Consider the following 24,460-nt stretch of genomic DNA (forward strand, 5'->3'; position numbering starts at 1 on the left):
GTTCAGGAGCCGAGCAGGCGTCGCAGCCACGCCAGCCGGGCCGCGCGGGCCTGCCGGGACAGGGCCGCCTCCGGTACGAGCGCGTCGAAACCGTGGAAGCCCCCCGGCCACACGTGCAGTTCCGCCTCCCCGCCGGCCCGCCAGATGGCCTCGGCGTAGCCGATGTCCTCGTCGCGGAAGGTCTCCGCGGAGCCCACGTCCACGAAGGCGGGCGGCAGGCCGCTAAGATCCTCCGCCCTGGCCGGGGCGGCGTAGGGGGAGACGTCGCCGGAAGTCCGCCGCTCGCCCAGCAGCGCGGTCCAGCCGGTGTCGTTGGACGCCCGGTCCCACATGCCCCGGTCGGCCATCTGCCGGGCGGAGAAGGTGTCGTTGCGGTCGTCGAGCATCGGACACATGAGGAGCTGCCCCAGCAGCCGGGGGCCCTTCTCGTCGCGGGCGCGCAGGGCCAGGGCGGCGGCGAGCCCGCCGCCGGAACTCTGCCCGGCCACGACGATCCGGTCGGGGTCCCCGCCGACGAGGGAGGCGTGGGCGGCGGTCCACTCCAGGCCCGCGTAACAGTCGTCGATTAGGGCGGGGTGCGGGTTCTCGGGCGCGAGGCGGTACTCGACGGAGACCACGACCAGCCCCAGCTCCTCCGCCCAGTCGAGCGGTCCGTCGACGCCGACCCGGTTGTCACCGGTGACCATGCCTCCGCCGTGCACGAAGTACACGACGGGCAGCGGGCCCCGGGCGGCGGCAGGGCGGCAGACCAGCAGGGAGACCGGGGGCGCACCGGGGGGGCCCGGGACCTCGCGGTCCTCCACGGTGAAGGTCCCCTCGCGGCTCAGCACCTCGTCCGTGGGCCGGAGCGCGGCCCCGACCTCGCGGCTGTCGGGCACCAGGTCGGGCGTGAGCGGGGACGGCGCGAACTCCGCGAGGGCGACGGCGAGTTCCCTGTCGAAGGGCGGGGGTGTCATGGTCACGGCTCACACTCTCCAGGTCGTGGCGCGCAGGTCGCGGAGCGACGCGCGGGTCGGCCGGATCGCGGTGAGGCGGTGACCGGCCCCGGGCCACCTTCTGTGCTGCCCCGTCACGAGGCAGTCATGTCGGCGACCCGCCGGCGGCCCGTACGTGCTGTCCGGCGGCCGGAGACCTGCCGCGCTCCGGCGCCGGACCCTGGTCGGTGCTACCGCTCGTCAGCCGTCAGTGGCCGGCGAGCAGTTCGAGCGTGTCGATGACACGGTTCGAGAAGCCCCACTCGTTGTCGTACCAGGCGACCACCTTGATGTGGCGGCCGTCGACACGGGTGAGAGCCGAGTCGAAGATCGAGGAGGCCGGGTTGCCCGTGATGTCCGAGGACACCAGCGCGTCCTCCGAGTACTCCAGGACGCCCGCGAGGGGGCCCTCCGCCGCGGTGCGGTACGCGGCCAGCACCTCCTCGCGCGTCACGTCGCGGGCGACGGTCGTGTTGAGCTCCACGATCGAGCCCACGGGGACCGGCACCCGGATCGAGTCGCCGGACAGCTTGCCGTCCAGGTTGGGCAGCACGTGCCCGATCGCCTTGGCGGCACCCGTCGTCGTCGGCACGATGTTGGCCGCGGCGGCACGCGCGCGGCGGGCGTCGCGGTGCGGGCCGTCCTGGAGGTTCTGCTCCTGCGTGTAGGCGTGCACCGTCGTCATGAAGCCGTGCTCGATGCCGGCGAGCTCGTCGAGCACCGCGGCCAGCGGCGCGAGCGCGTTGGTCGTGCAGGAGGCGTTCGAGACGATCGTGTGCGTCGCGGGGTCGTACGCGTCGTTGTTGACGCCGAACGCGAGCGTGACGTCCGCGCCGTCGGAGGGCGCGCTGACGAGCACCTTCTCCGCGCCCGCGTCCAGGTGGGCCCGCGCCGCCTCGGCCGAGGTGAAGCGGCCGGTCGCCTCCAGCACGATGTCGACCTCCAGCTCCGCCCAGGGCAGCTTCGCAGGTTCCCGTTCGGCGAGCACCTTGATGCGACGGCCGTCCACGACGAGGGTGTCCCCGTCGGCGGACACGGGCCGGCCGAGCCGCCCGGCGGTCGTGTCGAAGGCGAGCAGCCGCGCGAGGGCTGCGGGTTCGGTGAGGTCGTTCACGGCGACGACCGTGAGGTCGTTGTCGCGTTCGAGCAGGGCGCGCAGCACGTTGCGTCCGATGCGGCCGAATCCGTTGATGGCGATGCGAGTCATGAGTGGTGTCCCTTCGTCTCCCCACCAGGTTCGCGTGCGCCCGCCCGGCGTGGCAGCGGCGTGAATGCCACGATCCGAAAGGATCGCGCCAGGGCCCCTAGCGGTCCTGCGCGAAGGTGCGTCGGTACTCACTCGGAGTGGTGCCGAGGACGCGCTGGAAGTGCAGCCGCAGATTCACCCCGGTGCCCAGGCCGACGTCGGCGGCGATCTGCTCGACACCGCGCTGCGAACGCTCCAGCAGCTCACGGGCCATGTCGATGCGGGCGCGCATCACCCACTGCATGGGCGTGTAGCCGGTGTCCTCCACGAAGCGGCGCGAGAGCGTGCGCGGTGACACTCCCGCGTGCCGGGCGAGCACGGTGAGGGTCAGGGGCTCGTCCAGCCGGTGCAGCGCCCACTCGCGGGTTGCGGCGAACCGCTCCCCGAGCGGCTCGGGCACACTCCGGGGCACGTACTGCGCCTGCCCGCCGCTGCGGTAGGGGGCCGCGACCAGCCGCCGGGCCGCGTGGTTCGACGCGGCCACCCCGAGGTCGCCGCGCAGGATGTGCAGGCACAGGTCGATGCCGGAGGCGGCGCCCGCCGAGGTGAGCACGCTGCCCTCGTCGACGAACAGCACGTTCTCGTCGACCCGGACGAGCGGACGCTTCACGGCGAGGGCCCGCGTGTAGTGCCAGTGCGTGGTGGCGCGTCTGCCGTCGAGCAGACCCGTGGCGGCGAGCGCGAAGGCACCGGTCGAGATCGCTGCGAGCCGCGCGCCCCGCGCGTGGGCGGCGATCAGCGCGTCCAGGACCTCCCGCGGCGGGTCGTCCCGGTCCGGGAACCGGTACCCGGGGACGAACACGATGTCGGCCCACGCGAGCGCTTCGAGGCCGTGCGCGACGGCGTACGACAGGCCGTCGCCGCCGGTCACGAGCCCCGGCGCCGCGCCGCACACCCGTACCTCGTACGGCATGCTCGCCCGGGTCGTGAACACCTGGGCGGGGATGCCCACGTCGAGCGGTTTCGCACCCTCCAGCACGAGGACGGCGACGCGTTTCAGTCGGGAAGCTGGCACGGGAGAAGCCTACGAGGGGCGCGGCGCCGGGCCGTTCGCCCGCACCGGCGGCGGGGCGCCCGTGGGCGGGGGAAGCCGGACTCGGCCGTCCCGCCCGCCGGACTCAGAGCCAGCCGTTGCGGCGGAAGGTCCGGTGCAGGAGGGTGGCGGCGGTCACCATGACGGCGACGGCGAGCGGATACCCGTACGTCCAGCTCAGTTCCGGCATGTGCGCGAAGTTCATGCCGTAGATGCCGGCGACGAGGGTGGGGGTGGCCAGGATCGCGGCCCACGCCGAGATACGGCGCATGTCGTCGTTCTGCCAGGTCGCCACCCGGGCGAGATGGGCGTCGAGGACGGAGTTCAGCAGCTCGTCCAGGGAGCGCACCTCGGTGTCGGTGCGGTGCATGTGGTCGGCCACGTCGCGGAAGTACGGCAGCATCTCCTCGGGCCACTCCGCGCGGGGCCCGGCGAAGTCCTGCACCACCGGCACCAGCGGCCGCACGGCGTCCTGGAATTCCAGGACCTCCCGCTTGAGCGAGTAGATCTGCTCGGTCAGGTCCTCGCGGCCCGGCGCGAAGACGCTGCGCTCCAGCGTCGTCAGGTCGGTGCGGACCTGCACGGACGCGTCGAGGTAGGAGTCGACGACGGTGTCCAGGACCGCGTGCAGCACGGCGGCCGGACCGAACCGCAGCATCTCCGGCGCGTCGCCCAGCCGCCGGGACGCCTCGGCGACCGGATCGGCCGAGCCGTGGCGGACGGTCAGCGCGAACCGGGGCCCTGTGAAGACCATGACCTCGCCCGTCTCCACGTCGGAGCCGTCCGCGACGTACCAGAGCGTCTTCAGCGCCACCACGAGCACGTCGCCGTAACGCTCCCGCTTCGGGCGCTGGTGCGCCTGGACGGCGTCCTCCACCGCCAGGGGGTGCAGGCCCAGCGGACCGGCCAGTTCCGTCAGGTCGGACGGGTCCGGATCGTCCATCTGGACCCAGCAGAACTCCTGCTCCCCGACCCGCTTCAAGCTCTCCAGCACGGCCTTCAGGCCGCCGTCGGTCTGCTCGCAGTCGACCCGCTCGGGTGCGCCCTGCGACTCGCGGTAGATAAGACACCTCATGACACACACCTGCACCGACGCGGCGATTGCATGCCTGCGTGGCGGGAAGGAAACGCCGCTGCCCGGGAAGCGCGTCCCCGGTCGAGGCAAGGTGCCGCACGCACACGCTCAGGCCCCCTCGGGTCCCTCGCCGTCCTCGTCGGCGGGAGAGCACGCGTCCCGCAGGGCCGTGCGGGCATGCGTGCGCAGCCAGGCGTGGGCCGGGTCGTTGTCGTAGCGCCGGTGCCAGGCGAGGTGGACGGGGATGCCGGGCATGGGCAGCGGAAGCGGCCGGACGACGAGGCCGAGACCGTCCAGCAGGGGCCGGCTGACGAGTTCGGGGACCGCCGCGACGAGGTCGTGATGACGGACGAACTGCAGCGCCGTGGCGTTGGTGGGAGCGGCGGCCACCACCCGACGGGTCATGCCCCGGGCCTCCAGAGCGTCGTCGAGGGGGTCGCGCAGCCGTCCCCGCCGGGAGACGGTGATGTGCTCGGCGGACGCGTAGTCCTCGAGGGTGAGCGGTCCGTGGCACAGGGGGTGCGCCGGGCGCAGGACGAGGACGAGCCGGTCGTGGCCCACGGCCTCGTGGCGGACGTCGGGCGAGGAGGGTTCACCGGCGCCGGCCTCCAGGTCGACGTCCCCTCGCCGCGGGTCCTGGGTGTCGGTGGCGGCCTCGGCGAGGAAGCGCAGTCGCGCACCGGGGGCGTCGGCACGCAGGGCGCCGAGCAGGGCGGGACCGGCCGCGGCGGCGAGGGCGTCGTGCCATTTCAGGACGAAGGTCCGCCGCAGCGCCGCCAGGTCGACCTCGGTGTGCGGGGACAGGACCGCCTGGGCCTGCTGCACCAGCTCGTGCACGGTCGCGCGCAGGGCGAGGGCACGTGGGGTGGGGGTCATCGTCCGGCCGGTGCGCACGAGGATCTCGTCCCCGGTGGCCCGCCGGATGCGGCCCAGGGTGCGGCTCATGGCGGGAGTCGAGACATGGAGGCGGGCGGCGGCGTCCGTCACGCTGCCCTCCTCCAGCAGCGCGTCGAGCGCGGTGAGCAGATTCAAGTCCAGTTGCATATGGGTAAATCCAGTCGTAACTAGATTGCATTTGATGTTAATGATGCCTGGTCCTAACGTCGAAGGCGAGCGGCCGGGAGGCCGCACCCCACTTCGTCTGGAGCCCTCCATGAACGCCTTTTCCGACTCCCGTACCGCCGCCTCCGCCGAGTACGCCGACCTCGAAGCGGTCCTGGCGGACGCCGAGACCGCCGTGCGGGCGGCGGGCGCGCTCCTGCGCGACCGCCACGACGAGGCCGCCCGCCCCGGCGACCTCGACGAGATCGTCCGCGCCATCGACGCCAACGACGAGGCGGTCCTGGCGCTCGTCCAGCAGCCGCTGCTCGCCGCGCGGCCCGGGTCGCGGTGGGCCGAGGACGAACTGGCCGGCGGCCCGCTGCCCGAGGGCGAGTGGTGGGTGGTGGACGCGGCCGAGGGCAACATCAACCACATCCACGGCATGACCGAGTGGGGGGTGACCGCCACCCTGGTGCGCGACAACGCCCCGGTGCTGACCGTGGTCCACCTGCCGCTGACCGGCGACACCTACACCGCGCTCCGCGGCCGGGGCGCCTTCCTCAACGGCGAGCGGCTGCGCGCGTCCGCCAAGACCGACCTGAAGGCCGCGCTGGTGGGCACCGGACAGGCCAAGCCGGGGGAGGAGGAGGAAGCGCTGCGGCGCATGGGCGCCTCGGTGACGGCGATGTTGCTGAACGCCCTGGTGGTCCGGGTCTCGGTGCCCGCCACGATGCAGCTCATCCACGTCGCGTCCGGACGCATGGACACCTTCTGGCAGTTCTCGGACGTGCGCTCCGGCCTGCTGCCCGGTGCGCTGCTGGTCTCCGAGGCGGGCGGCTCGGTCACCGGCACGAGGGGAGAGCCGTGGACCCTCGGCGACGAGGACTTCCTCGCCTCGGCGCCCGGCGTGCACGCCGCCGCGGTCGCCGTCCTGTCCGCCCTGAACTGACCCGGCCCGCCCGTCCGATCCGGGCCGGGGGCGCACCGCCCCGGCCCGCCCCCTCCCACCGGCACCACGACTGGAGACCTCGTGAAGATCGCCGTACTCGGTTCCACCGGCAGGACCGGCCGTCTCGTGGTCGCACGCGCCCTGGAGCGCGGCCACGACGTCATGGCCCTGGCCCGCACGCCCGAACAGGTCCGGGCGCCCGCCTCGGGAAAGCTACGGGTGGTCCGCGCTGACGTGACCGATCCCGGCAGTGTCGCCGCCGCCTTGGCGGGAGCTGACGTCGTGGTCAGCGGCCTCGGTGTCACCAGGAGACAGGACCCCTCGGTACTCGTCGACGGCGCCCGCCAGATCGCCTCGGCCGGACCCCGCGTCATCTGGCTGACCTCGCTCGGCATGGGCGCCACCACGGGCGCGCTCGGCGCCGTCAACGGAGCCCTTCTCAGACGCGTCCTGCGCCACGAGTGGGAGGCCAAGGGCGTGGCGGGCCGCGCCGTGCGCGAGGCCGGCGGGACCACCGTCCACGCCGGGCCGCTCACCGACGGGCCCTACCGGGGTGACGGAAGCCTCGTCGGCGCGGCGGGCTTCAAACCCCGTTGGGTGCCGCCCAGGGCCCCGCGTGCGGGGATCGCGGCCCTCATGGTCGCGGAGGCGGAGACACCCCGCTTCGCCGACACGGACACGGTCGCCCTGTTCGAGCCGGTGCGACGCTGAGCCGGCGTCCGCCGTCACGCGGGCCGCGGGCTGGGCGGGTACGGGCGAACAAGCCTCGCCTCTCCGGCCCGGAGCCCCGGGCGAAGTGAGCGGGCGGCGGCACGGGCGTCCGTCGTCCAATCACCCCGTGCCGAGCCGGCCCGTGGGCAAAAAAATAGGCACCGTTCGCCGACGACCTCTCCGAGGTGCCCGGGAAGACCCAGTACCCGTTCTCCTCACGCGGACGGTTGTAGCCGACGTAACCCACGACCAGTTCATCCCGGCCGTCGGCGTCCAGGTCGGCCGGCGCCACGTCCCAGCCGAAGAAGTCACTGTCCGCCTCGTGCGAGGGACTGCCCGGCAGGTCCAGGACATGGCGGTCGAAGGAGCTCTGCGCCCGGGCCGACGGCCCCCGGTCGCTTCCGAGATGGACGGTGACCCTCCCGGCCGGGTGGCGGCGGCGGTACGCCGCCTCGACGAGGTCGTCCCGGCCGTCGCCGTTGACGTCGCCCACGGCCGCGGCCCGCAGTGCGGGGGCCTTCGCGGTCCGGCCGGTGGCGTCCAGGAAGCCCGCGCCTCCGAACCGTACTGTCGTCCCCTGGAGCACGTCGTCCGCGCCGTCCCCGTCGAAGTCCCCCAGCGACACGGGCCTGACGTCGAGCAGACCGCCCCAGGGTGCGATCCCCGGCGGGGAGCCGGCGTGCGCGAAGCCCTCCGCCGTGCCGACGTAGAGCTCCACATGGTCGGACGTCGCGGGCTCGTCGGCCTCGTCGGCCGGGTCCGGGTCGCCGACGACCGACTCGGCGAGCAGGTCCGTGCGGCCGTCACCGGTGAAGTCACCCCAGACCACCTGACGCGTCGTCACCGTTCCGCCGAGCGAGAGGTCCACCGCCGTCACGCGGGCCGGGTTGCCGTCCGCGCCGAACGGGCCGCGCAGCACGAAGAAGGTGTCGCAGCGGTGTTCCCGCGAGAGGTCCCACGGACTGCTCGGCGGCCGGAACGCCAGCGCGTCCGCGGTGCCGTCGCCTTGGACGTCGGTGACTCCGGCGGCGTCGAACTCCGGTAGCGTGCGCGAGAGTTCGGTGACGCTCTCGATGCCGTCCCCGCCGCCACGAGCGAGGTACTGCACGACGCGCTGTTCCCGCTGCTCCTTCTCCAGACCGTGGATGACGACGTCCGCACGGCCGTCGCCGGTCAGGTCCGCCGCGGGTAGCACACCGCCCGACCCGGTGCGGGGGTTGCCGGGCAACTCCTGCGTGAGGGCGTCACCCCGGGCGCGGAGGGAGACCCCGCGGGACGATGTGAGCCGGCCGCCCTTCGACCCGGGAAGGTAGGCGGGGTTGCGTCGCCAACCGCCCCCGCCGACCGGCCGGTACCAGCCGTCCACGAAGAGGTCGGTGACGCCGTCCCCGGTGATGTCGCCGGGGCGGGGGGCCGCGCCGGTCGCCGTCGCGCGGAAGTTCGTCTGCGCCCCGGTGGCCGTCGGCGGCGTGACGCACTCCCTCGGCACCTGGTCGTCGGCACCGTCACGCCGTACCTCCCCGCCGTCGCCGGCGCAGTTGCCGCGCGTGCCACACGCCTTGGGCGCCCTGCCGTCGGCACGGTGACGCGGGGCGTCGCCGGTGCAGCCGTAGCCGCCTGCCGCAAGGAGGACGACGGTGCAGCTCAGGGCGAGAAGGCGCGGGCGCGGACGCATCGCACGAGTATGCGCCCGGCCTCCTCGCGGGCCAAGGCCGGTTCGCGAGGCCCTGCGGCCCACCCCCGGGGCCTCGGTTCCGGTGCGGCGCGGTCCGTGTCGCCCCGTCACCGGATGCGGTGCGTCTCCCAGAAGGGGCCGAGGTCCTGGTCCGTCATGGACTGCGCGGCCCTCTTGAAGTCCTCGGTGGTGGAGACGCCGTACCAGTGGTGCCGGGCGTACCGCTTCAGCAGACGCGCCATCGTGTCCGCGCCGAGGGTGCGCTCCAGGTCGGCCAGTGCGCAGGAACCGGCCGTGTAGACGAGGTGGTAGTCGCCGCGGTGCCGGGACCAGTGGTCCATACCGTTCGTGAGGGCGGTGCTGTCGTCCGGCCAGTACACGTCGGCCCAGCAGTCGCGGGTCTCCCAGCCGTAGAAGCGGGCGTTGGCGTACTGGGCGAAACTCTCGTCGAGCCAGGGCGAGGCGTACTCGTCGTTGCCGACGACGCCGTACCACCACTGGTGCGCCACCTCGTGGACGACGGCGCCGCCCTCCTCGGTGGTGCCGAGAAGGACGAGGCCGGGGTACTCCATGCCGCCGCCGCCGAACCGGCCGGTCATCACGAGGTCGATGTCGCCGTACGGGTAGCGGCCGAACTGCCGGCCGAACCCGTCGACGGCGGCGACGGCGTCCGCGCGGTTGACACGCACGCCCGCCTCCGGGGTGTCCGGCGCCCAGTACGCGTTCACGACCACACCCCCGGGTGTGGTCTCCGTCGCCGTACGGAACGGGCCCGCGGCCCAGGCAAAGTCGCGCACCCGGTCGGCGGTCCCGGTCGTGACCGTACGGCCGGGACCGCCCGGGAGGCTGCGGGTGCGACCGGTGGTGGGCACCCTCAGGGCCGAGGGGTGGTCGAGGCGGACCCGGAAATCACTCGTCAGGGCGTAGAAGCTCTCGCCGAGCGCCACGTACGGGGCGAGGTGCCAGCCCTTCCCGTCGTGGACGGCGAGTACGGGCAGTGCGTTGCCGAGGAACCGGAAGGCGCCCTCGCGGCCGAAGCGCGCGTCGCGGTCGGGCACGGTGACCGACACGGCGAAGGTCAGGGTCGTCCGTTCGCCGCGGGTGAGCGGCTCGGGCAGGGCGATGCGCAGGGCCGTGCAGTCCACGGCGGGACGGGCCGGTCTGCCCCCGCGGACCCTCGACACCGTGACGGGAGAGGGCGTGCCGGGCGTGCCGCACCCGTCCTCGCCGTTGCCCCACAGCCGCAGGTATACCTCGCGGAGCGGCCGCTCCGACGCGTTCCGGAACGACACCCGCTGCTGGCCGGTCCAGTGGCCGCCGTCGGCGTCGGAGCGCAGGTCCACGTCGTACCGCGCGCGGTCGGGAGTCGCGGCGCCCCCGGAAATCCCCGGCGTGGCCGCGCCGGCACCCTGCACACCGGCGGCCGAGACGAGCAGGCCGAGCAGGACGAGCAGGACGGCGTACAGACGACGAGCGGACCCGGACGACCTCACGGCTGACGGTGACATGCCAGCCGATGCTGCCACATCTCCCCTGTCCGGCAAGGGACATGGCGGAACACGTTCACCATGCGCGGACGGGGACCTCGTCCCGGGAAGCTCACCCCGGGCCCGCGAGAGCGACCCGGGCAACGGTTCGGAGGTCGACGCTCCGCTTCTTCGCGTCGCCGTTGCGACACTGGTGGGGTGACCGACAAGGAACGGCAGACCGAGCGGCGCCTGGAGCGGGCGATCCTGGACCTGCTGGAACGACGCCGCCCGACCGCGACGATCTGCCCCTCCGACGCCGCGCGGACGGTGTACGAGGGCGAAGACGACGGCTGGCGCGAGCTGATGGAGCCGGCGCGCCGTGCGGCCCGGCGGCTGGTCGAGGCCGGCGAGGTGGAGATCACCCAGGCGGGCCGCCCCGTCGACCCCGAGACCGCGCGCGGCCCGATCCGCATCCGCCGCGTCCGCTGACCCCGCCGGTCGGCAGGCCGTTCAGTAGGCCGCGGCGTCCCGGCGCAGGAGTTCGGCGAGGGACGTCGCGGGGCGGCCGGTGAGGCGCGGGATGTCGTCGGTGACCCCGTCGAGCTCCCCGGCGGCGACGGCCGTGTACGTCGACACCCAGGCGTCGAGCTGCCAGTCGGGTGCGCCGTAGCGGGCACGGGAGCGGTAGGCCTCGTCGAGCGTCTCGGGCTCGTAGCGGACGGCGCGGCCGGTCGCCTCCGTCACCACGGCGGCGATCTCCGCGAACGTCAGGGACTGCGGCCCGGTGAGGTCGTAGCCGGCGCCGGCGTGCTCGTCGGCGTGGGTGAGGACGGCGGTGGCGGCCTCGGCGATGTCGTCCTGGGCCACGACGGCGGCTCGCCCCGTCCCGCCGGGACCGCGGATGACGCCGTCCTCACCGACGAGTGCGGGCACGAAGTCGGCGTAGAGGTTGTCCCGCAGGAACGTGAACTCCAGACCGCTCGACCGGATGTGCTGCTCCGTGCGCCAGTGGTCGCGCGCGAGGGTGAAGGTCGCCTCCGGAGCCGCCCCGTAGAAGGAGATGTACACCAGGTGTCCGACACCGGCCTCGGCGGCGGCGTCGACGAACGCCCGGTGCTGCTCCAGCCGGTCGGGGGACTCGGCGGCGGAGACCATCAGGACCCGGTCGACGCCGCGCAGCCCCCGTACGACGGCATCGCGGTCCCCGAAGGCGCCGGGGACGACGGTGGCGCCGGGCAGCGAGGGAGCCCGCTCAGGAGTCCGGGCCAGCAATGTCTGCGGGATCCCGGCGTCCGCCAGCCGTCGGGCGACGCGTCCGCCCAGGCGTCCGGACGCGCCGGTGACGGCGTACGTGACATCGGTGGTGGCCATCTGGCAGACCCTTCGTTCCGGGGGAGGCCGGGGTGCACCCCGCCAGGCAGATGATCGTACGGCGGCGCCCCCGTCACCCCGTCGGTGCGCCGGGGGCCGGGGCCCGCCCGCCTACTGCGGAGCGTCCAGCGGCCGCAGGAAGCGCCGCTCGTAGCGCTTGATGCAGCCGGTCCTCCGTGCCAGCTCCAGGGCCTCCTGGCACTCCGAGTCGGTCGCGCTGTCCGTCCGGTACCGCTCGTACGCCGCGAGGCCGGGGAAGGAGAAGAGGGCGTACGCGATGTCGCTGTCGCCTTCACTGGGCAGGAAGTAGCCGTGGTGGGTCCCGCCGAAGCGGTTGACGAGCCCGACCCAGCGGCGGCCGTACTCCTCGAAGTCCTCGATCCTGTCCGGGTCGATCTCGTACTTCAGATGAATGGTGATCACGAGAACGATTATGGGACATGAGGGATCGGGCCCGGCGGTCCGACGGTGCCGGCCCGGCCCCGCACGGCTGGGAAGATCGTGAGGCGGGTCCGCGGCCGACCCGAGTAGCTTGACCTCGGCGATGGACCGCCACGCCCTCCTGTTACGTTCCCGTGGGCAGGCCGGAGGCGGCGCCTCCGGCCGGCCGAAGATCGATGTCGAGGATTCCGGTGTTCTTCGGCATCGGGGGTAGAGGCTGGACGGAAACGGTCATGGCTCAGGAAGCGGGCGGATCGCGTGGATGAGGCTGCCCAGGAAAGGGCTCAGCCAGGGGCAGACCGACTGGTCAGAGCCTCCGAGGCATACGAGGGCAGAGCCGGCGACATCGCCCGGGCGCGCGAGACGGCACGTGTCTTCATGAAGGAGGTGCAGTCCGACCACGGGTTTCCCGTGTCCGACCGCGCCATGGACATCGTCCAGCTGGTGGTCAGCGAACTGCTGACGAACGCCTGCAAGTACGCCCCAGGTCCGTGCCTGCTCGATCTGGAACTGGTGGGGGGCCGTGTGGAGGTCACCGTCTGGGACAGCGCCCCGGTCCTGCCGGTCGCGCGGGCCGCCGATCCGGGCCGCGTCGGTCAGCACGGTCTTGAGATCGTCATGGCCGTCAGCCAGAGCTTCGAGGTGCATCGGGCGCCCGTGGGCAAGCGGACCGTCGCGGCGGTCGTGCTCGCGGACGACCCGGACGGGGACGTCACCGGGCACCGTCCCTGAGGGGACCGGCCCGCGGCACGGCGGACGGACCCGGGCCGACGGTGACCGCAGACGCGGGACATTCCGCAAGGGTGCGGCGCCGGGGGCGCCGACGGCACCCCCGCCCTCGTGCGGTACCAAGTTCCGTATGAACGATCAGACCCGGCCGGCCACGGTGCGCGTGTTCATCGCCCTCGCCCCACCCGACGACGCGAAGGAGGAGCTGGCCCGGGAGCTGCGGTCCGCCTACGACACCCACCCCCACGTGCGGTGGAACCGCGTCGAGGACTGGCACATCACCCTGGCCTTCCTCGGGGAGCTGCCCCCGCGGACGGTTCCGCTGCTGCGCCCGCCCCTCGCCGGCCTCGCCGCGGACCGCGCCCCGCTCTCCCTCGCGCTGCGCGGCAGCGGCAGCTTCGACGACCGGGTGCTGTGGAGCGGGATCGACGGGGACCTCGACGGACTGCACGCACTCGCTGCCGACGTGCGTACGCTCGTCCGGAACTGCGGCATCACCTTCGCGGAGCGACCCCTGCGCCCCCACCTCACGCTGGCCCGCGCCCGCAGGGGAGACGCGGCCTCGGCGGGCGAGATCGCCGACGGGATCGCCGGATTCGCCGGCCGCCCCTGGCGAGCCGAACGCCTGCACCTGGTCGGCAGCAACCACGGCCGAGGTCACGGCCCCGTCCGGTACCGCGACATCGAGGCGTGGCCCTTCGGCACCGCGAGGCCCCCCGGGCCCGGTGAACCGGCGGCGGAGTGAGTACGGGGCGGTGGAGTGAGTACGGGCGGCGGACTGAGTGCTGGGCGGGCGTACTGACTACGCGCGACGGGCCGGCGCCGCTGTCGGGTGGCGCCCGGCCCGCTCGCTGGCAGACTCGTGCCGGTGACAGCGAAAGCGCGACCGGACCGCACCCCTGACGGGCGGTTCATCATCGTGGACGGACGGCGCTGGCGGGCGACGGACCCGGACATCCCCGAGGACGCCGCCGCCCGGCTGCGCTCCCACCTGATGGCGGCCCGGCGGGCGGTCGGAGCCGCCCGGCGTGCCGAGGACCCCGAAGCCGAGCGAGCCGCCCGCGCCCGCGTCCACCTGGCCAAGGTCGCCCTGGGGGAGCGCGGCACCCCCTGGTGGGAGCAGAGCGACGCGCAACGCCGAGCCCGCTGGAGCGAGGGCCTCGCGGAACTCGACTGACCGCGAACCACCGGGACGGGGAAGGCGGGCTCAGCCCGTCACGAGTCCGAGGTGCGGTCGAGCCGGTGGAGGATCTCCCGCTCGCGCGCGGTCAGCGGCGGCTCGGCCAGGGCCGGCAGCGGGGGACCGCCGAGCGCGGTCAACAGGACCCCGGGGCGGAGCAGTCGGGTGGGCCCGGCCTCCAGGCCCGTCACGTCCCACAGCGCGGCCGCCACGTCGTACGAACCGGTGGCCGCCCGGGTGACGCGTCGGCTGTACCCGGCGGCGAGCCGGTCGGCGAAGGTGGCCGTGGCGCCGCGCACGTCCGGGAACAGGACGTCCTGGCCGACCGCGAGGCTCCACGCGGCCTCCACGTGGCGTGCGGCGGCGCGCTGCACGGTGCGGGCGAGTCCGGGAGCGGCCAGCTCGGTGCGCCGCACCTCGCGGCTCAGGGCGAGGGCGCCGAGCGCGGCCACGGACATGCCCTGCCCGTAGGCCGGGTTGAACGTCGCCAGCGCGTCGCCGAGGACCACGAGACCGTCCGGCCACCGGCGGGCCTTCTCCAGGTACCGGCGGGAGTTGCTGGTGCTGCGGCTGACGGACACGCCGGTGAGCGGTTCGGCTCCGGAGATGAGCCGGCCCACGATCGGGTGCGGGAGGTCCAGCGTGTACTTGAGGAAGCCCTCGGGTTCGGCCGGGGGTTCGCCGCCCCGGGAACCGGCGAGGCTGACCATCCAGCGGTTGCCCTCGATGGGCACGATCACCGCGCTGCGGCCCGGCCGGGACACGTACGGGTTGGCCTGCACCACGGTGAGCGGGAACCGCTCGGCGCCCGGCGGGGTGCGGTAGATCCGGGTGGCGTTCACCAGACCGGAGTCCACGTTCCGCTCCTCGACGCCGGTGATGCCGAGGCCGGTCAGCCAGCTCACGACGCGTGAGCCGCGCCCGCTCGCGTCGACGACGATGTCGGCGCTCAGCTCCGTCCCGCCCGAGGCGGTCCGTACGCGGACGCCGTCGACCCTCGCGGCACTGCCGGTGAGGCCGAGGGCCTGCCCCTGGCGGATCTCGATGCCGGAGGTGTGGTCGAGGACGGCCTTGCGCACGACCCAGTCGAGCAGCGCCCGGCTGCAGGTGATCATGTGGTGGCGCTCGTGGCGCCAGCGGCGGAAGAAACCCTCCGGGGTCAGGACCAGCATGCCGGTGCTGAGGGAGATCTCGTGGGCACCCGCGGCCAGCAGGTGCTTGCGCAGGTCCGCTGCCGGCAGCAGGTCTTCCATGGCGGCCAGGCCGCCGGGCATCAGGAGGTGCGCGTGACGCCCCTGGGGGACGCCCTTGCGGTGTTCCGGGCCGTCGGGCAGCTCGTCGCGGTCCAGTACGACCACCTGGTCGACGGCCCGGGACAGTGCCGCCGCCGCCAGCACACCGCCGAGTCCGGCTCCGATGACGACAGCTCTACGCATGGGGCTCCTCGAATCCGTCATGAGATGCCGCCACCGGTCCGTCGGCGTTCCGTGGTGACGACGTGTGAACGCCTCAGAAATCCCGGGGCCCGCATCACAGGATCACGTCGGCGACCTCGTGGTGAGCGCCGCGCCCGCCGGACGTCTCCGGCGGCGCACGGGGAGGCCAAGTGGGTCCGCGCGTACGGCTCGTGGTCGAGGAGGCCGTCGTGCGCCAACAGCCGCTTGATGACGGCTGTCTGACGCTGTATCAGCATCGCGGGAAGGGCTGCCGTTGGCGGGGGCACGGGTGGGGCGGCGGGGCGGCCGGCCCGCGCGGACGGGGCGCGCGAGGGGTGCGGTGCGTCGGACGTCGCGTCTGCTGCCACCGGGAGCTCTCCACCGCAGGTCGTGTCGTTGAAACTTGCGTTCGACGCGAGAGTAGCCGCTCCGCTCACCGGCGGTCGATGGTGTCGAGTGATCCTGGCCCGCACGGCAATCGGCCCGGGACCGGGAGCAGTTGCTCGCGGTCCCGGGCCGGTCCCGGGTGTGGGAGAGGTGACGGCGCGGTCATGCCTCCCTGTTACGGGGTGCGCACAGGGCCCAGATGATGAACCCGTTGATGGTGATGAGGGCCAGCGCCCAGAACGGCGCGTACGGCAGCCACAGGAAGTTCGACAACATGCTCAGGCCCGCGAGGGCGACGCCGACGACCCTGGCCCAGGTGGAGCCCTGGAAGAGGGCGAGCCCCGCGAGGAACACGACGACGCCCAGGATCAGGTGTACCCAGCCCCAGCCGGTCAGGTCGAACTGGAAGACATAGTTCCGTGTGTTGACGAAGACGTCGTCGTTGGCGATGGCGGAGATGCCCGCGAAGATGGCCATGAGACCGCCGAAGATCATCAGCACCGCGGCGAAGACGGTCCACCCGCCGACGAACGCGCGTGTCTCCGACCTCTGTCCCGTGTGGGGACGGGCTTGGCTCGCATGACTCGTCATGGTGCGCTCCTTCAGTGGACATGAGGGCCCGAAGCGCGAGTCCTCTACGCCGAACGGGCTCATTCCAATCTGTACCTGGAGAAGGCGTCCCGCATCTCAGAGCCGGAGGCCCGGTCGGGGGCCGAAGAGAAGCCCACCGAGCCGGGCACACTTCGTGATGACTGATCACTTTCCGTGAGCGAAGGGGACTCGGCGGCGGCCGTCGGTGCCGGCCGACGTCCGGCGTGGTCATCGGCCGTCTTTCCGTGGCGTAGGGTGGAGTCAACGACGCGGGGTGGAGCAGCTCGGTAGCTCGCTGGGCTCATAACCCAGAGGTCGCAGGTTCAAATCCTGTCCCCGCTACTCGAAGACGAGGGCCCGGCAGCCTAGGCTGCCGGGCCCTCGCGCATGCCGGGCCATTGCGGCCCGCCGGGGTCAGGCGTCGGCGTCCTCGTCGAAGCTGGCGTAGTAGGCGGCGGCCATGTCCTCCTCGCCGTGCCCCTGTGCGGCGGCGCGGGCCAGTCGTGCGGCGCCCGCCTCGGCGACGTCGAGACGGATGCCGGCGCGTCGGCCGGCCTCGACGATCAGGCGGGCGTCCTTCGCGGCGGTGGACACGGCGAACGCGGGCGGGGTCAGCCGCCCGTCGAGGATGAGGCCCGCCTTGGCGTGCAGGTAGCCCATGTCGAGCGGCCCGCCGGCGATGGCGTCGAAGAAGCCCTGCGGATCCACGCCGAGCGCCTGCGCCAGGGCGAGGACCTCACCGGTCGCGTTGGTGGCCGCGAGGACCCAGCTGTTGGCCACGAGCTTGAGCCGGGTCGCGCTGCCCTGCGCGCCGTCCTCGCCGGTCCACACCGTACGGGCGCCGACGGCGTCGAAGACGGGCGTCACCGTGTCCCGGCCGGCCTGCGGGCCCGCCGCCAGGACCAGCAGTTGCCCCGCCTCCGCGGGCTGGCGTGTGCCGAGCACGGGGGCGTCGTAGAAGACGAGCCCGTGCTCGCTCGCCAGGGTGGCCAGGCCGGAGATCGCGTCGACGCCCGCGGTGGTCGACTGCACCCAGGCCGTGCCCTCGGCGAGGGCGGGCGCCGCCTGCCGCATCACGTCGAGGACGGCCTCCCCGTCGTACAGCATGGTCAGGACGACGTCCGCGCCGCGCACGGCGTCCGCGGGGGTGTCGGCGACCCACGCACCGTCGTCGGCCAGGGGCTCGGCCTTGTCGCGGGTGCGGTTCCAGGCCCGGACGGTGTGTCCGGCCCGGGCGAGGTTGCGGGCCATCGCCGCGCCCATGATGCCGGTGCCCAGGACGCTTACGGTGAGCTTGTCGGTCATGACGTCAACTTCCTGCTCCGAGTGGTGCGTTGTCGTTCCGTGCTCTGTGGGGCCCTGCCGGCCGTGGGGCACGCGGCCGGTCAGCCGGCGGCCTGGTCGTTGTCCTTGTGGCCGCCCCAGCCGTGCCAGCGGTCGATCTCGATCCAGCCGCTGACCCGGGCGCGGTCGCGCTGTGTGTACGGCCGGCCGAGGTAGTGCCGGGACAACCGGTCGATGTCGGCCAGATCCGCGTCGTCCCGCAGCTCGGTGACGCGCCCGATCAGCGTGACGTGGGTGTACCAGTCGTCGCCGTCGAGCACCGTCAGCGTGACCCTGGGGTCGTCGCGCAGGTGGCCGAGCCGTTTGCGGCCCTCGTCCATGTTCACCAGTACCCGGCCCTCGTCCCTGAGGTACCAGGTCGCCGTAGAGACCGGCTGCCCGTCCGGGCGCAGAGTGGTGATCACGGCGGGATGCGGCTTGCTCAGCATGGCGACCGTGGCCTCGGGCAGCGGCGGCTTCGACATGGCGTCTCCTCTTCTTCGCGTGGTGCCTGCGCGCCCTGGCGACCGACCGCACCGGGTGATCGACAGGACGCCGTTCCACGCTGCCATACGAGCGGTACGACGTGCTGTCCCGGCAACCGTGTCGCAGGCCGGGAAATGTGAGGGTGCGGTCGTGGACGCCCTCACCTGACGGCGTGCCACACCGGGTACCCCGGTACGGCTTTGAGCTGCCGGTCCTCCGTTCCCCTCACGAAATGGTTGACCGCAACACCACGACTGAAAGAACATCCATGACTTTGTGCAAGACTTGCAAGGACTGTCAGAGTTGCCGGCCTCAACACCCCATGTCAGCACCGCTTTTGGCGCTGCTGCAAACACCGTCCCTCTGGAGAGTCGAGACATGTCCTTCCCGCGCCGCCTCCCTCTCGTCGCCGGCCTGCTGACCGTCCTCGCGGCGCTCCTCGCGAGCCTGGCGCCGGCTCACTCCGCCGACGCGGCCGACGGCCAGGACGGGAGCCCGTCCGTCCCCGACTGCGTCCGCTTCTACCCGAGTTGGCGGTACACCACCGTCGACAACGCCTGCACGGAGCAGGTGACGCTCACCGTGGTGTACACCGACGGCCAGGAAGTCCCGTGCCGGACCCTGCTGCCCGGCGACCTGGCGACGTTCCCCGGCTACGGCCCCCAGCTCAATCACGTCACGGGCCTCCGCGCCTGCCCGCCCGAGACCTCGCCCAAGTGAGCCCGGACCGGGGCGGCCGCGGCCGCTCCGGGAGGCCAGAGGTGAGCGGCAACCCGCGTGTACCGCACGCGGGTTGCCGCTCACCCTTCACAGGCCGCGCAGCCAGTCGCCCAGAACGCGGTAGTCCGCGTCGGTGAGCCCGAGCCGCGGATCGACGCGGTGGAGCAGGACCGGCGCGCCGTGGTGAGCGGCCACGTGGGTGTGGTCCCGGCATCGGGAAAACATAGTCGCTGTCCGGTCCGCGCCGATACATGGAAGCCGCGGGCAGGGCGCGCTCCGTCGGTGTTCAAGCCGTGAAGTCGGCGTGCCGGGGCGGGTGGTGGGCTCCTCGCAGGTCATATGGCCCGAGTCGTCCCTCGTCAGGGGCCCCTGGACGGGGCCGGTGCAAATAAGTCGTGTCGCAGGGGTTGCCGTCGCGTTGCCTCATTACTTAAATCAAACCCTGAACTAAGTAGCTGCGTACGACCGTTCATGCCGTCCGGGTCCACGGGCCCGGTCCGGGAACGCCCTGCGGTGCACACCCTGGGCGAGGTGTTTGTCATGCCTCGATCATGGTGCGGCACCGGAACCCGCTCTCCTTCATCCGCACGGAGTGGACCACATGAGATTCAGATCCTGGGGGATCGCGCTCGCCACAGCGGCAGCGCTGGTGACCATCCCCGCCCAGACGACCCCGGCGAGCGCGGCGGAGTCCCTGCTCTCGCAGGGCAAGACCGCCACGTCCTCCTCGGACGAGAGCGCCGGCACCGCCGCCTCGTACGCCGTCGACGGCAACACCGGAACCCGCTGGTCGTCGGCCGGCACCGACACCCAGTGGCTCCAGGTCGACCTCGGGGCGACGGCCACCATCACGAAGGTCGTCCTCAACTGGGAGACCGCCTACGGCAAGGACTACCGGATCCAGGTCTCCGGCAACGGCAGCACCTGGACGGACATCAAGACGGTCACCAACGGCGACGGCGGGACCGACACCCTCGACGTCTCCGGCCAGGGCCGCTACGTGCGTCTCTACGGCGTCTCCCGTGCCACGCAGTACGGCTACTCCCTCTGGGAGTTCCAGGTCTTCGGCGACGCGGGCGGCACGACGCCCACCGCGTGTGACACCACCAACGCCGCCAAGGGCAAGACGGCCACCGCCTCCTCCACCGAGAACGCCGGCACACCCGCCTCCAACGCCTTCGACGGTGACAACGGAACCCGCTGGTCGAGCCAGTCCTCCGACCCGCAGTGGGTCCAGGTGGACCTCGGCTCGTCCCAGGACATCTGCAAGGTCGACCTGAACTGGGAGGCCGCGTACGCCAAGGCGTTCAAGATCCAGGCCTCCGCCAACGGCCAGGACTGGACGACGCTGAAGGACGTCACCAACGGCACCGGCGGCACCGCCTCCTACGACGTGAGCGGCTCGGGACGCTACCTCCGCGTCCTCGGTACGACACGCGGCACCGTGTACGGCTACTCGCTGTGGGAGGTCGCCGTGCACACCGGCTCCGGGGGCACCGGGCCCATCCAGGGTGGCGGTGACCTCGGCCCGAACGTCATCGTCGTGGACCCGAACACCAGCGGCCTGCAGGCCAAGTTCGACCAGGTCTTCAGCAAGCAGGAGTCGAACCAGTTCGGCTCGGACCGCTACCAGTTCCTCCTCAAGCCCGGCACCTACAACGGCATCAACGCCCAGCTCGGCTTCTACACCTCGATCTCCGGACTCGGCCTGAACCCCGACGACACGAAGATCAACGGTGACATCACCGTCGACGCCGGCTGGTTCAACGGCAACGCCACCCAGAACTTCTGGCGTTCGGCCGAGAACCTGTCCATCAAGCCGGTCAACGGCACCGACCGCTGGGCCGTGGCGCAGGCCGCGCCGTTCCGCCGCATCCACGTCGAGGGCGGCCTCAACCTCGCGCCCAACGGCTACGGCTGGGCGTCCGGCGGCTACATCGCCGACTCGAAGATCGACGGCACGGTGGGCCCGTACTCGCAGCAGCAGTGGTACACCCGCGACAGCTCCGTGGGCGGCTGGACCAACGGCGTGTGGAACATGACCTTCTCGGGCGTGCAGGGCGCGCCGGCGACCAACTTCGACACCGGTCCGTACACCACGCTGGACACCACGCCGGTCTCCCGCGAGAAGCCGTTCCTCTACCTCGACGGCAACGACTACAAGGTGTTCGTCCCGGGCAAGCGCACCAACTCCCGTGGTGTGTCGTGGCCGGCCAACGCGGGCGGTACGTCGCTTCCGCTCAGCCAGTTCTACGTCGTCAAGCCCGGTGCTACGGCCTCGACCATCAACGCGGCGCTCGCCCAGGGCCTCAACCTGCTGTTCACCCCCGGGGTCTACCACCTCGACCAGACCATCAACGTCACCCGCGCCAACACCGTGGTCCTCGGCCTCGGACTGGCGACCATCGTCCCCGACAACGGCGTCGACGCCATGCACGTCGCCGACGTCGACGGCGTACGGCTGGCCGGCTTCCTCATCGACGCCGGACGCACGAAGTCCGACACGCTCCTGCAGATCGGCGGTGCCGGCGCCTCGGCCGACCACGCCGCCAACCCGACCACCATGCAGGACGTGTTCATCCGCATCGGCGGCGCGGGTCCCGGTCTCGCCACCAACTCGGTCGTGGTCAACAGCGACGACGTCATCGTCGACCACACCTGGATCTGGCGTGCCGACCACGGTGAGGGCGTCGGCTGGGAGACCAACCGCGCCGACTACGGCCTCGTGGTCAACGGCGACGACGTCCTGACCACGGGCCTGTTCGTCGAGCACTTCAACAAGTACGACGTGCTCTGGAACGGCGAACGCGGCCGGACCATCTTCTTCCAGAACGAGAAGGCATACGACGTGCCCAACGCGGCCGCCGTCACCCACGACGGGATCGTCGGGTACGCCGCCTACAAGGTCGCGGACAGTGTCGACACCCACGAGGCCTGGGGCCTGGGCAGTTACTGCAACTTCACGTCGGACCCGAGCATCGTGCAGCAGCACGGGTTCCAGGTGCCGGTGAAGGCGGGCGTCAAGATGCACGACATCCAGGTCGTCTCCCTCGGCGGAAAGGGCCAGTACGCCCACGTCATCAACAACACGGGAGCGCCGACCTCGGGAACGGACACGGTGCCTTCCAAGATCACCCTGTTCCCGTGACACCAGGTGACCGGCCGGCCGGCTGACGGACTCACCGGCTGACCGGCCTTCCGGGGCCCGCCGCACCCGCGGCGGGCCCCGGATCCGTCTCCGGAGGAGGGGATCACTTGATCCTGCGCTCCGGCCCCGCCAGGATCCGGCCCTCCAGCGCCTCGTACTCCTTGCGCTGCCGATCCAGGCTGCGGCGACCCGACAGCATCGTGCCGAGCCAGCCGAACGCGAAGCCGACCGGGATGGACACCAGACCCGTCGTCGTGAACGGGAACCAGTTGAAGTCGACGTCCGGGAAGGCGGCCATCGGCGTCCCCGACACCAGCCTCGTGCCCGGCATGAGCAGCAGCACCGTGACCGAGCCCCCGATCAGCGTGCACAGCAGGCCCGTTCGCGTGTAGCGGCGCCAGAAGAGGCTGTAGACGAGGGCGGGGGCGATGGCCGAGGCGCCCAGGCAGAAGGAGACGGTCGCCAGCGGCTGAAGACTGCGGTCCTGGACCAGACTCGCCAGCAGGATCGCCGGCAGACCGACGACGACCGCGCACACCCGGGCGAGCCCCATCTCGCGCCGGGGAGCGAGCGGCTTGTCACGGCTGCCGAAGACGTCGTGCGCCAGCGAGTTGGCGCAGGCGAGGATCATCCCCGCCACCGAGGCGAGCAGGGTCAGGAAGATCGCCGTGGTGACGGTGGTGAACAGAAGCGTCTCGGCTCTCGACAGGTGCGGTCCGAGTGCCGCCCGTGACCCCAGCAGATACGCGGTGTGGCCCCTCGGGTCGGCAGAGGTGAGTCCGGCCCGGCCCACAAGCGCCGCCGCGCCGACGGCCACGACGGTGATGATCGCCACGAACAGCGCGACGGACGACACCGCCCACGACATCGCGCGACGGACCTGTCCGGCGCTGTCCGCCGTGAACATGCGCATCGTGACGTGCGGCAGACACGCGCCGCCCAGCACTATGGCGAACTGCGAACTGATCATGTCCAGTTCGGGGTGTGGACCGCCCGCGAACTGGAGCCCGGACCGCAGGAACGCCGAGCCGCCTCCGCTGCCGGCCGACGCGGCACCGAACAGTGCCCCCAGGTCCCACCCGAAGCTCCGCAGGATCAACACGGTGACCACGGCGCCCGAGCCCAGGAGCATGACCATCTTCAGGATCTGGACCAGTGCGGTGCCCTTCATCCCGCCGATGGCCGCGTAGCTGATCATCAACGCGCCCACCCCGATGACGCACCCGGTCTCCATCGTGCTGCCGGAGAATCCGAGGATGTACGCCAACAGCTGCCCGGTGCTGGCGAGTTGCACCAGCATCATGGGCATCAGCGAGGCGATGGTGACCGCACACGTGGTGATGCGCACGGCACGCCCCGGCATCCGCCGGGCCAGCGCGTCACCCATGGTGAACCGCCCGGTGTTGCGCAGGGGTTCGGCGAGCAGGAACATCAGCAGCACCAGGGACAGCAGTGTGCTCAGGGCGAGCACGATGCCGTCGTAGCCGCACAAGGCGATGACCCCGCCGATGGTGAGGACCGTGGCCGCGGAGATGTAGTCGCCGGCGATGGCGAGGCCGTTGCGCATCGGCGGCAGTGAGCGGTAGCCCGTGTAGAACTCGTCCAGGTCGTCGTGGTCCGGGCCCGTCATCACGCACAGCAGGAGCGTCACGGTCACGACGGCGAAGAAGGCCACGAGCGACCAGGACTGCGCGGAGCCGCTGAAGTCCGTCATCGGCCCGGCTCCGGCCGGCCGAGCTGCCCTCTCCTGCGGCGCAGGCGGCGCGCGAGCGGATCGACGTACCGGCGCGCCGTGAGCTCGTAGAGGACGACGGCCAGCCAGGTGACGGGGAGTTGGATCAGCCCGACCAGCATGCCGGTGGTCAGGCCGCCGGTGACAGGTTCGGTCATGACCGAGGGGGCGAAGGCGGAGAGGCACAGGAAGAGGGTGAAGTAGCCGAGTGCCGCGAAGGTCGCCACCCGGCGCTGCCAGCGGTAGGCGCGCCGGAGGACGCGCAGGTCCCTGTGGTGACCGATCGGCGAGCGGAGCGAGGACCAGCCGCGTAAGGGCTCGCCGGAGGGCGGTTCGGCGCGGGGGACGGACGAGGCGGAATGCCGGGCGCTGTGCGGTCGGGCTGGGTACGACTCGGACGGGTCGTAGGACATCCCGGTTCTCCTAGCACGGCTCGGGTCCGGTGGGTACGGACCGCGGGAGGTGGGGGGAGCGGTTTCGATTTCAAGTTCGAGTCCCCGCACGCTATTCGGGGAAATGCGTGGCTCGCCGGACTTTCCGCGAACTGGCTGGTCGGACCGCCCGCAGCCCGCTGACCTCGCATGTTGTCCCTGTGAAGGCTGAGGTTCATGCGCCTGACGGGGCCGCCGACCCCCTCGCGACCGACGTCCGCGGACGGCCGGCGAGCGGGTGCCTGAGGGGTCGCCGGGACGGGTGGCGCGGACAGTCGAGAGGACGGTTCGGCTCAGAGGTCGACCGTTGCG

The 24,460-nt window shown here is 72.3% G+C and carries 23 protein-coding genes and 1 tRNA gene; 9 read left to right on the forward strand and 15 right to left on the reverse strand.

The genetic code is table 11. From position 1 onward, the window contains the following. Positions 1–2: 2 nt before the first annotated feature. The 5 genes from ACFYQQ_RS24845 to ACFYQQ_RS24865 form a co-directional block, all read right to left on the reverse strand. Positions 3–962 (reverse strand): alpha/beta hydrolase, encoded by a 960-nt coding sequence (locus ACFYQQ_RS24845; RefSeq protein ID WP_388905132.1) that lies wholly within the window; start codon positions 960–962, stop codon positions 3–5. Positions 963–1,182: 220 nt separating this feature from the next. Beyond that, positions 1,183–2,181: a type I glyceraldehyde-3-phosphate dehydrogenase gene (gap, locus tag ACFYQQ_RS24850; RefSeq protein WP_388905134.1), complete on the reverse strand. Its 999-nt coding sequence runs from the start codon at positions 2,179–2,181 to the stop codon at positions 1,183–1,185. Between the two features lie 97 nt (positions 2,182–2,278). Continuing rightward, a complete protein-coding gene (locus tag ACFYQQ_RS24855) occupies positions 2,279–3,235 on the reverse strand; it encodes a helix-turn-helix domain-containing protein (protein WP_355794471.1) in 957 nt (318 codons plus the stop codon). Between the two features lie 103 nt (positions 3,236–3,338). Continuing rightward, positions 3,339–4,328 (reverse strand): magnesium and cobalt transport protein CorA, encoded by a 990-nt coding sequence (locus tag ACFYQQ_RS24860; RefSeq protein ID WP_388905136.1) that lies wholly within the window; start codon positions 4,326–4,328, stop codon positions 3,339–3,341. A 108-nt stretch (positions 4,329–4,436) separates the two neighbouring features. Next, a complete protein-coding gene (locus ACFYQQ_RS24865; RefSeq protein WP_388905138.1) occupies positions 4,437–5,372 on the reverse strand; it encodes a LysR family transcriptional regulator in 936 nt (311 codons plus the stop codon). Between the two features lie 109 nt (positions 5,373–5,481). Here ACFYQQ_RS24865 and ACFYQQ_RS24870 point away from each other — a divergent pair, with 109 nt between their 5' ends. Next, positions 5,482–6,318, forward strand: a complete 837-nt coding sequence (locus ACFYQQ_RS24870) for an inositol monophosphatase family protein (protein WP_388905140.1) — start codon at positions 5,482–5,484, stop codon at positions 6,316–6,318. Positions 6,319–6,399: 81 nt separating this feature from the next. Continuing rightward, positions 6,400–7,029, forward strand: a complete 630-nt coding sequence (locus ACFYQQ_RS24875) for an NAD(P)-binding oxidoreductase (protein ID WP_355794581.1) — start codon at positions 6,400–6,402, stop codon at positions 7,027–7,029. On the opposite strand, the gene ACFYQQ_RS24880 is transcribed toward ACFYQQ_RS24875, so the two are convergent. Together ACFYQQ_RS24880 and ACFYQQ_RS24885 are read right to left on the reverse strand one after the other, a co-directional pair. Further along, a complete protein-coding gene (locus tag ACFYQQ_RS24880; RefSeq protein ID WP_388905142.1) occupies positions 6,953–8,704 on the reverse strand; it encodes an FG-GAP repeat domain-containing protein in 1,752 nt (583 codons plus the stop codon). The two genes, ACFYQQ_RS24875 and ACFYQQ_RS24880, sit on opposite strands and share 77 nt — an antisense overlap. Positions 8,705–8,811: 107 nt before the next feature. Continuing rightward, on the reverse strand, positions 8,812–10,212 hold the full coding sequence (locus tag ACFYQQ_RS24885; RefSeq protein ID WP_355782173.1) for a M1 family metallopeptidase: 1,401 nt from the start codon (positions 10,210–10,212) through the stop codon (positions 8,812–8,814). Positions 10,213–10,389: 177 nt separating this feature from the next. Between ACFYQQ_RS24885 and ACFYQQ_RS24890 the strand changes: the two genes are divergently transcribed. Continuing rightward, positions 10,390–10,662, forward strand: coding sequence for a DUF3253 domain-containing protein (locus ACFYQQ_RS24890; RefSeq protein ID WP_355782170.1), 273 nt, complete (start codon positions 10,390–10,392; stop codon positions 10,660–10,662). Between the two features lie 21 nt (positions 10,663–10,683). On the opposite strand, the gene ACFYQQ_RS24895 is transcribed toward ACFYQQ_RS24890, so the two are convergent. Both ACFYQQ_RS24895 and ACFYQQ_RS24900 read right to left on the reverse strand, forming a co-directional pair. Next, a complete protein-coding gene (locus ACFYQQ_RS24895; protein WP_355782167.1) occupies positions 10,684–11,544 on the reverse strand; it encodes an SDR family oxidoreductase in 861 nt (286 codons plus the stop codon). 111 nt (positions 11,545–11,655) lie between these two features. Beyond that, positions 11,656–11,967: an NIPSNAP family protein gene (locus ACFYQQ_RS24900; RefSeq protein WP_355782163.1), complete on the reverse strand. Its 312-nt coding sequence runs from the start codon at positions 11,965–11,967 to the stop codon at positions 11,656–11,658. 276 nt (positions 11,968–12,243) lie between these two features. On the opposite strand from ACFYQQ_RS24900, the gene ACFYQQ_RS24905 reads away from it, so the two are divergent. The 3 genes from ACFYQQ_RS24905 (at position 12,244) to ACFYQQ_RS24915 (ending at position 13,891) form a co-directional block, all read left to right on the forward strand. After that, on the forward strand, positions 12,244–12,717 hold the full coding sequence (locus ACFYQQ_RS24905; protein ID WP_355782160.1) for an ATP-binding protein: 474 nt from the start codon (positions 12,244–12,246) through the stop codon (positions 12,715–12,717). Positions 12,718–12,844: 127 nt separating this feature from the next. Continuing rightward, positions 12,845–13,459, forward strand: coding sequence for an RNA 2',3'-cyclic phosphodiesterase (gene thpR, locus ACFYQQ_RS24910; protein WP_388905145.1), 615 nt, complete (start codon positions 12,845–12,847; stop codon positions 13,457–13,459). Positions 13,460–13,582: 123 nt separating this feature from the next. Further along, positions 13,583–13,891 (forward strand): hypothetical protein, encoded by a 309-nt coding sequence (locus ACFYQQ_RS24915; RefSeq protein WP_356239923.1) that lies wholly within the window; start codon positions 13,583–13,585, stop codon positions 13,889–13,891. Between the two features lie 38 nt (positions 13,892–13,929). On the opposite strand, the gene ACFYQQ_RS24920 is transcribed toward ACFYQQ_RS24915, so the two are convergent. After that, the gene (locus tag ACFYQQ_RS24920; protein WP_356239926.1) at positions 13,930–15,330 is read right to left on the reverse strand and encodes an FAD-dependent monooxygenase; all 1,401 of its coding nucleotides are present in this window, start codon (positions 15,328–15,330) and stop codon (positions 13,930–13,932) included. Positions 15,331–15,879: 549 nt separating this feature from the next. After that, entirely contained in the window at positions 15,880–16,308 is a 429-nt protein-coding gene (locus ACFYQQ_RS24925; protein WP_388905148.1) for a hypothetical protein, read from the reverse strand. 268 nt (positions 16,309–16,576) lie between these two features. On the opposite strand from ACFYQQ_RS24925, the gene ACFYQQ_RS24930 reads away from it, so the two are divergent. Next, positions 16,577–16,650, forward strand: a tRNA-Met gene (locus ACFYQQ_RS24930). A 72-nt stretch (positions 16,651–16,722) separates the two neighbouring features. Here ACFYQQ_RS24930 and ACFYQQ_RS24935 read toward each other — a convergent pair. Together ACFYQQ_RS24935 and ACFYQQ_RS24940 are read right to left on the reverse strand one after the other, a co-directional pair. Then, a complete protein-coding gene (locus ACFYQQ_RS24935; RefSeq protein WP_356239929.1) occupies positions 16,723–17,613 on the reverse strand; it encodes an NAD(P)-dependent oxidoreductase in 891 nt (296 codons plus the stop codon). 80 nt (positions 17,614–17,693) lie between these two features. Beyond that, positions 17,694–18,116, reverse strand: a complete 423-nt coding sequence (locus ACFYQQ_RS24940; RefSeq protein ID WP_355795043.1) for a PPOX class F420-dependent oxidoreductase — start codon at positions 18,114–18,116, stop codon at positions 17,694–17,696. 379 nt (positions 18,117–18,495) lie between these two features. On the opposite strand from ACFYQQ_RS24940, the gene ACFYQQ_RS24945 reads away from it, so the two are divergent. Then, a complete protein-coding gene (locus ACFYQQ_RS24945; RefSeq protein ID WP_355795041.1) occupies positions 18,496–18,837 on the forward strand; it encodes an alpha-amylase in 342 nt (113 codons plus the stop codon). 601 nt (positions 18,838–19,438) lie between these two features. Then, positions 19,439–21,985 carry a discoidin domain-containing protein gene (locus tag ACFYQQ_RS24950; RefSeq protein WP_388905151.1) on the forward strand — a complete coding sequence of 849 codons (2,547 nt, stop codon included), beginning with the start codon at positions 19,439–19,441 and terminating at the stop codon, positions 21,983–21,985. A gap of 103 nt (positions 21,986–22,088) precedes the next feature. Here the strand turns inward: ACFYQQ_RS24950 and ACFYQQ_RS24955 are convergent, their stop codons facing one another. Together ACFYQQ_RS24955 and ACFYQQ_RS24960 are read right to left on the reverse strand one after the other, a co-directional pair. Further along, the gene (locus tag ACFYQQ_RS24955; RefSeq protein ID WP_355788984.1) at positions 22,089–23,699 is read right to left on the reverse strand and encodes a cation acetate symporter; all 1,611 of its coding nucleotides are present in this window, start codon (positions 23,697–23,699) and stop codon (positions 22,089–22,091) included. Further along, positions 23,696–24,130 carry a DUF485 domain-containing protein gene (locus ACFYQQ_RS24960; protein ID WP_355788981.1) on the reverse strand — a complete coding sequence of 145 codons (435 nt, stop codon included), beginning with the start codon at positions 24,128–24,130 and terminating at the stop codon, positions 23,696–23,698. The genes ACFYQQ_RS24955 and ACFYQQ_RS24960 overlap by 4 nt, the downstream gene beginning before the upstream one ends. Positions 24,131–24,460 lie beyond the last annotated feature (330 nt).

The sequence above is a fragment of the Streptomyces sp. NPDC005496 genome, from assembly GCF_042872045.1.
Lineage (GTDB): Bacteria > Actinomycetota > Actinomycetes > Streptomycetales > Streptomycetaceae > Streptomyces.

Bases quoted from the DNA above. Each gene is read 5' to 3' on its own strand.
- gap (WP_388905134.1), bottom strand. From the start codon at position 2,181: ATGACTCGCATCGCCATCAACGGATTCGGCCGCATCGGACGCAACGTG.
- ACFYQQ_RS24860 (WP_388905136.1), bottom strand. From the start codon at position 4,328: ATGAGGTGTCTTATCTACCGCGAGTCGCAGGGCGCACCCGAGCGGGTC.
- ACFYQQ_RS24865 (WP_388905138.1), bottom strand. From the start codon at position 5,372: ATGCAACTGGACTTGAATCTGCTCACCGCGCTCGACGCGCTGCTGGAG.
- ACFYQQ_RS24870 (WP_388905140.1), top strand. From the start codon at position 5,482: ATGAACGCCTTTTCCGACTCCCGTACCGCCGCCTCCGCCGAGTACGCC.
- ACFYQQ_RS24880 (WP_388905142.1), bottom strand. From the start codon at position 8,704: ATGCGTCCGCGCCCGCGCCTTCTCGCCCTGAGCTGCACCGTCGTCCTC.
- ACFYQQ_RS24885 (WP_355782173.1), bottom strand. From the start codon at position 10,212: ATGTCACCGTCAGCCGTGAGGTCGTCCGGGTCCGCTCGTCGTCTGTAC.
- ACFYQQ_RS24895 (WP_355782167.1), bottom strand. From the start codon at position 11,544: ATGGCCACCACCGATGTCACGTACGCCGTCACCGGCGCGTCCGGACGC.
- thpR (WP_388905145.1), top strand. From the start codon at position 12,845: ATGAACGATCAGACCCGGCCGGCCACGGTGCGCGTGTTCATCGCCCTC.
- ACFYQQ_RS24920 (WP_356239926.1), bottom strand. From the start codon at position 15,330: ATGCGTAGAGCTGTCGTCATCGGAGCCGGACTCGGCGGTGTGCTGGCG.
- ACFYQQ_RS24925 (WP_388905148.1), bottom strand. From the start codon at position 16,308: ATGACGAGTCATGCGAGCCAAGCCCGTCCCCACACGGGACAGAGGTCG.
- ACFYQQ_RS24935 (WP_356239929.1), bottom strand. From the start codon at position 17,613: ATGACCGACAAGCTCACCGTAAGCGTCCTGGGCACCGGCATCATGGGC.
- ACFYQQ_RS24940 (WP_355795043.1), bottom strand. From the start codon at position 18,116: ATGTCGAAGCCGCCGCTGCCCGAGGCCACGGTCGCCATGCTGAGCAAG.
- ACFYQQ_RS24945 (WP_355795041.1), top strand. From the start codon at position 18,496: ATGTCCTTCCCGCGCCGCCTCCCTCTCGTCGCCGGCCTGCTGACCGTC.
- ACFYQQ_RS24950 (WP_388905151.1), top strand. From the start codon at position 19,439: ATGAGATTCAGATCCTGGGGGATCGCGCTCGCCACAGCGGCAGCGCTG.
- ACFYQQ_RS24955 (WP_355788984.1), bottom strand. From the start codon at position 23,699: ATGACGGACTTCAGCGGCTCCGCGCAGTCCTGGTCGCTCGTGGCCTTC.
- ACFYQQ_RS24960 (WP_355788981.1), bottom strand. From the start codon at position 24,130: ATGTCCTACGACCCGTCCGAGTCGTACCCAGCCCGACCGCACAGCGCC.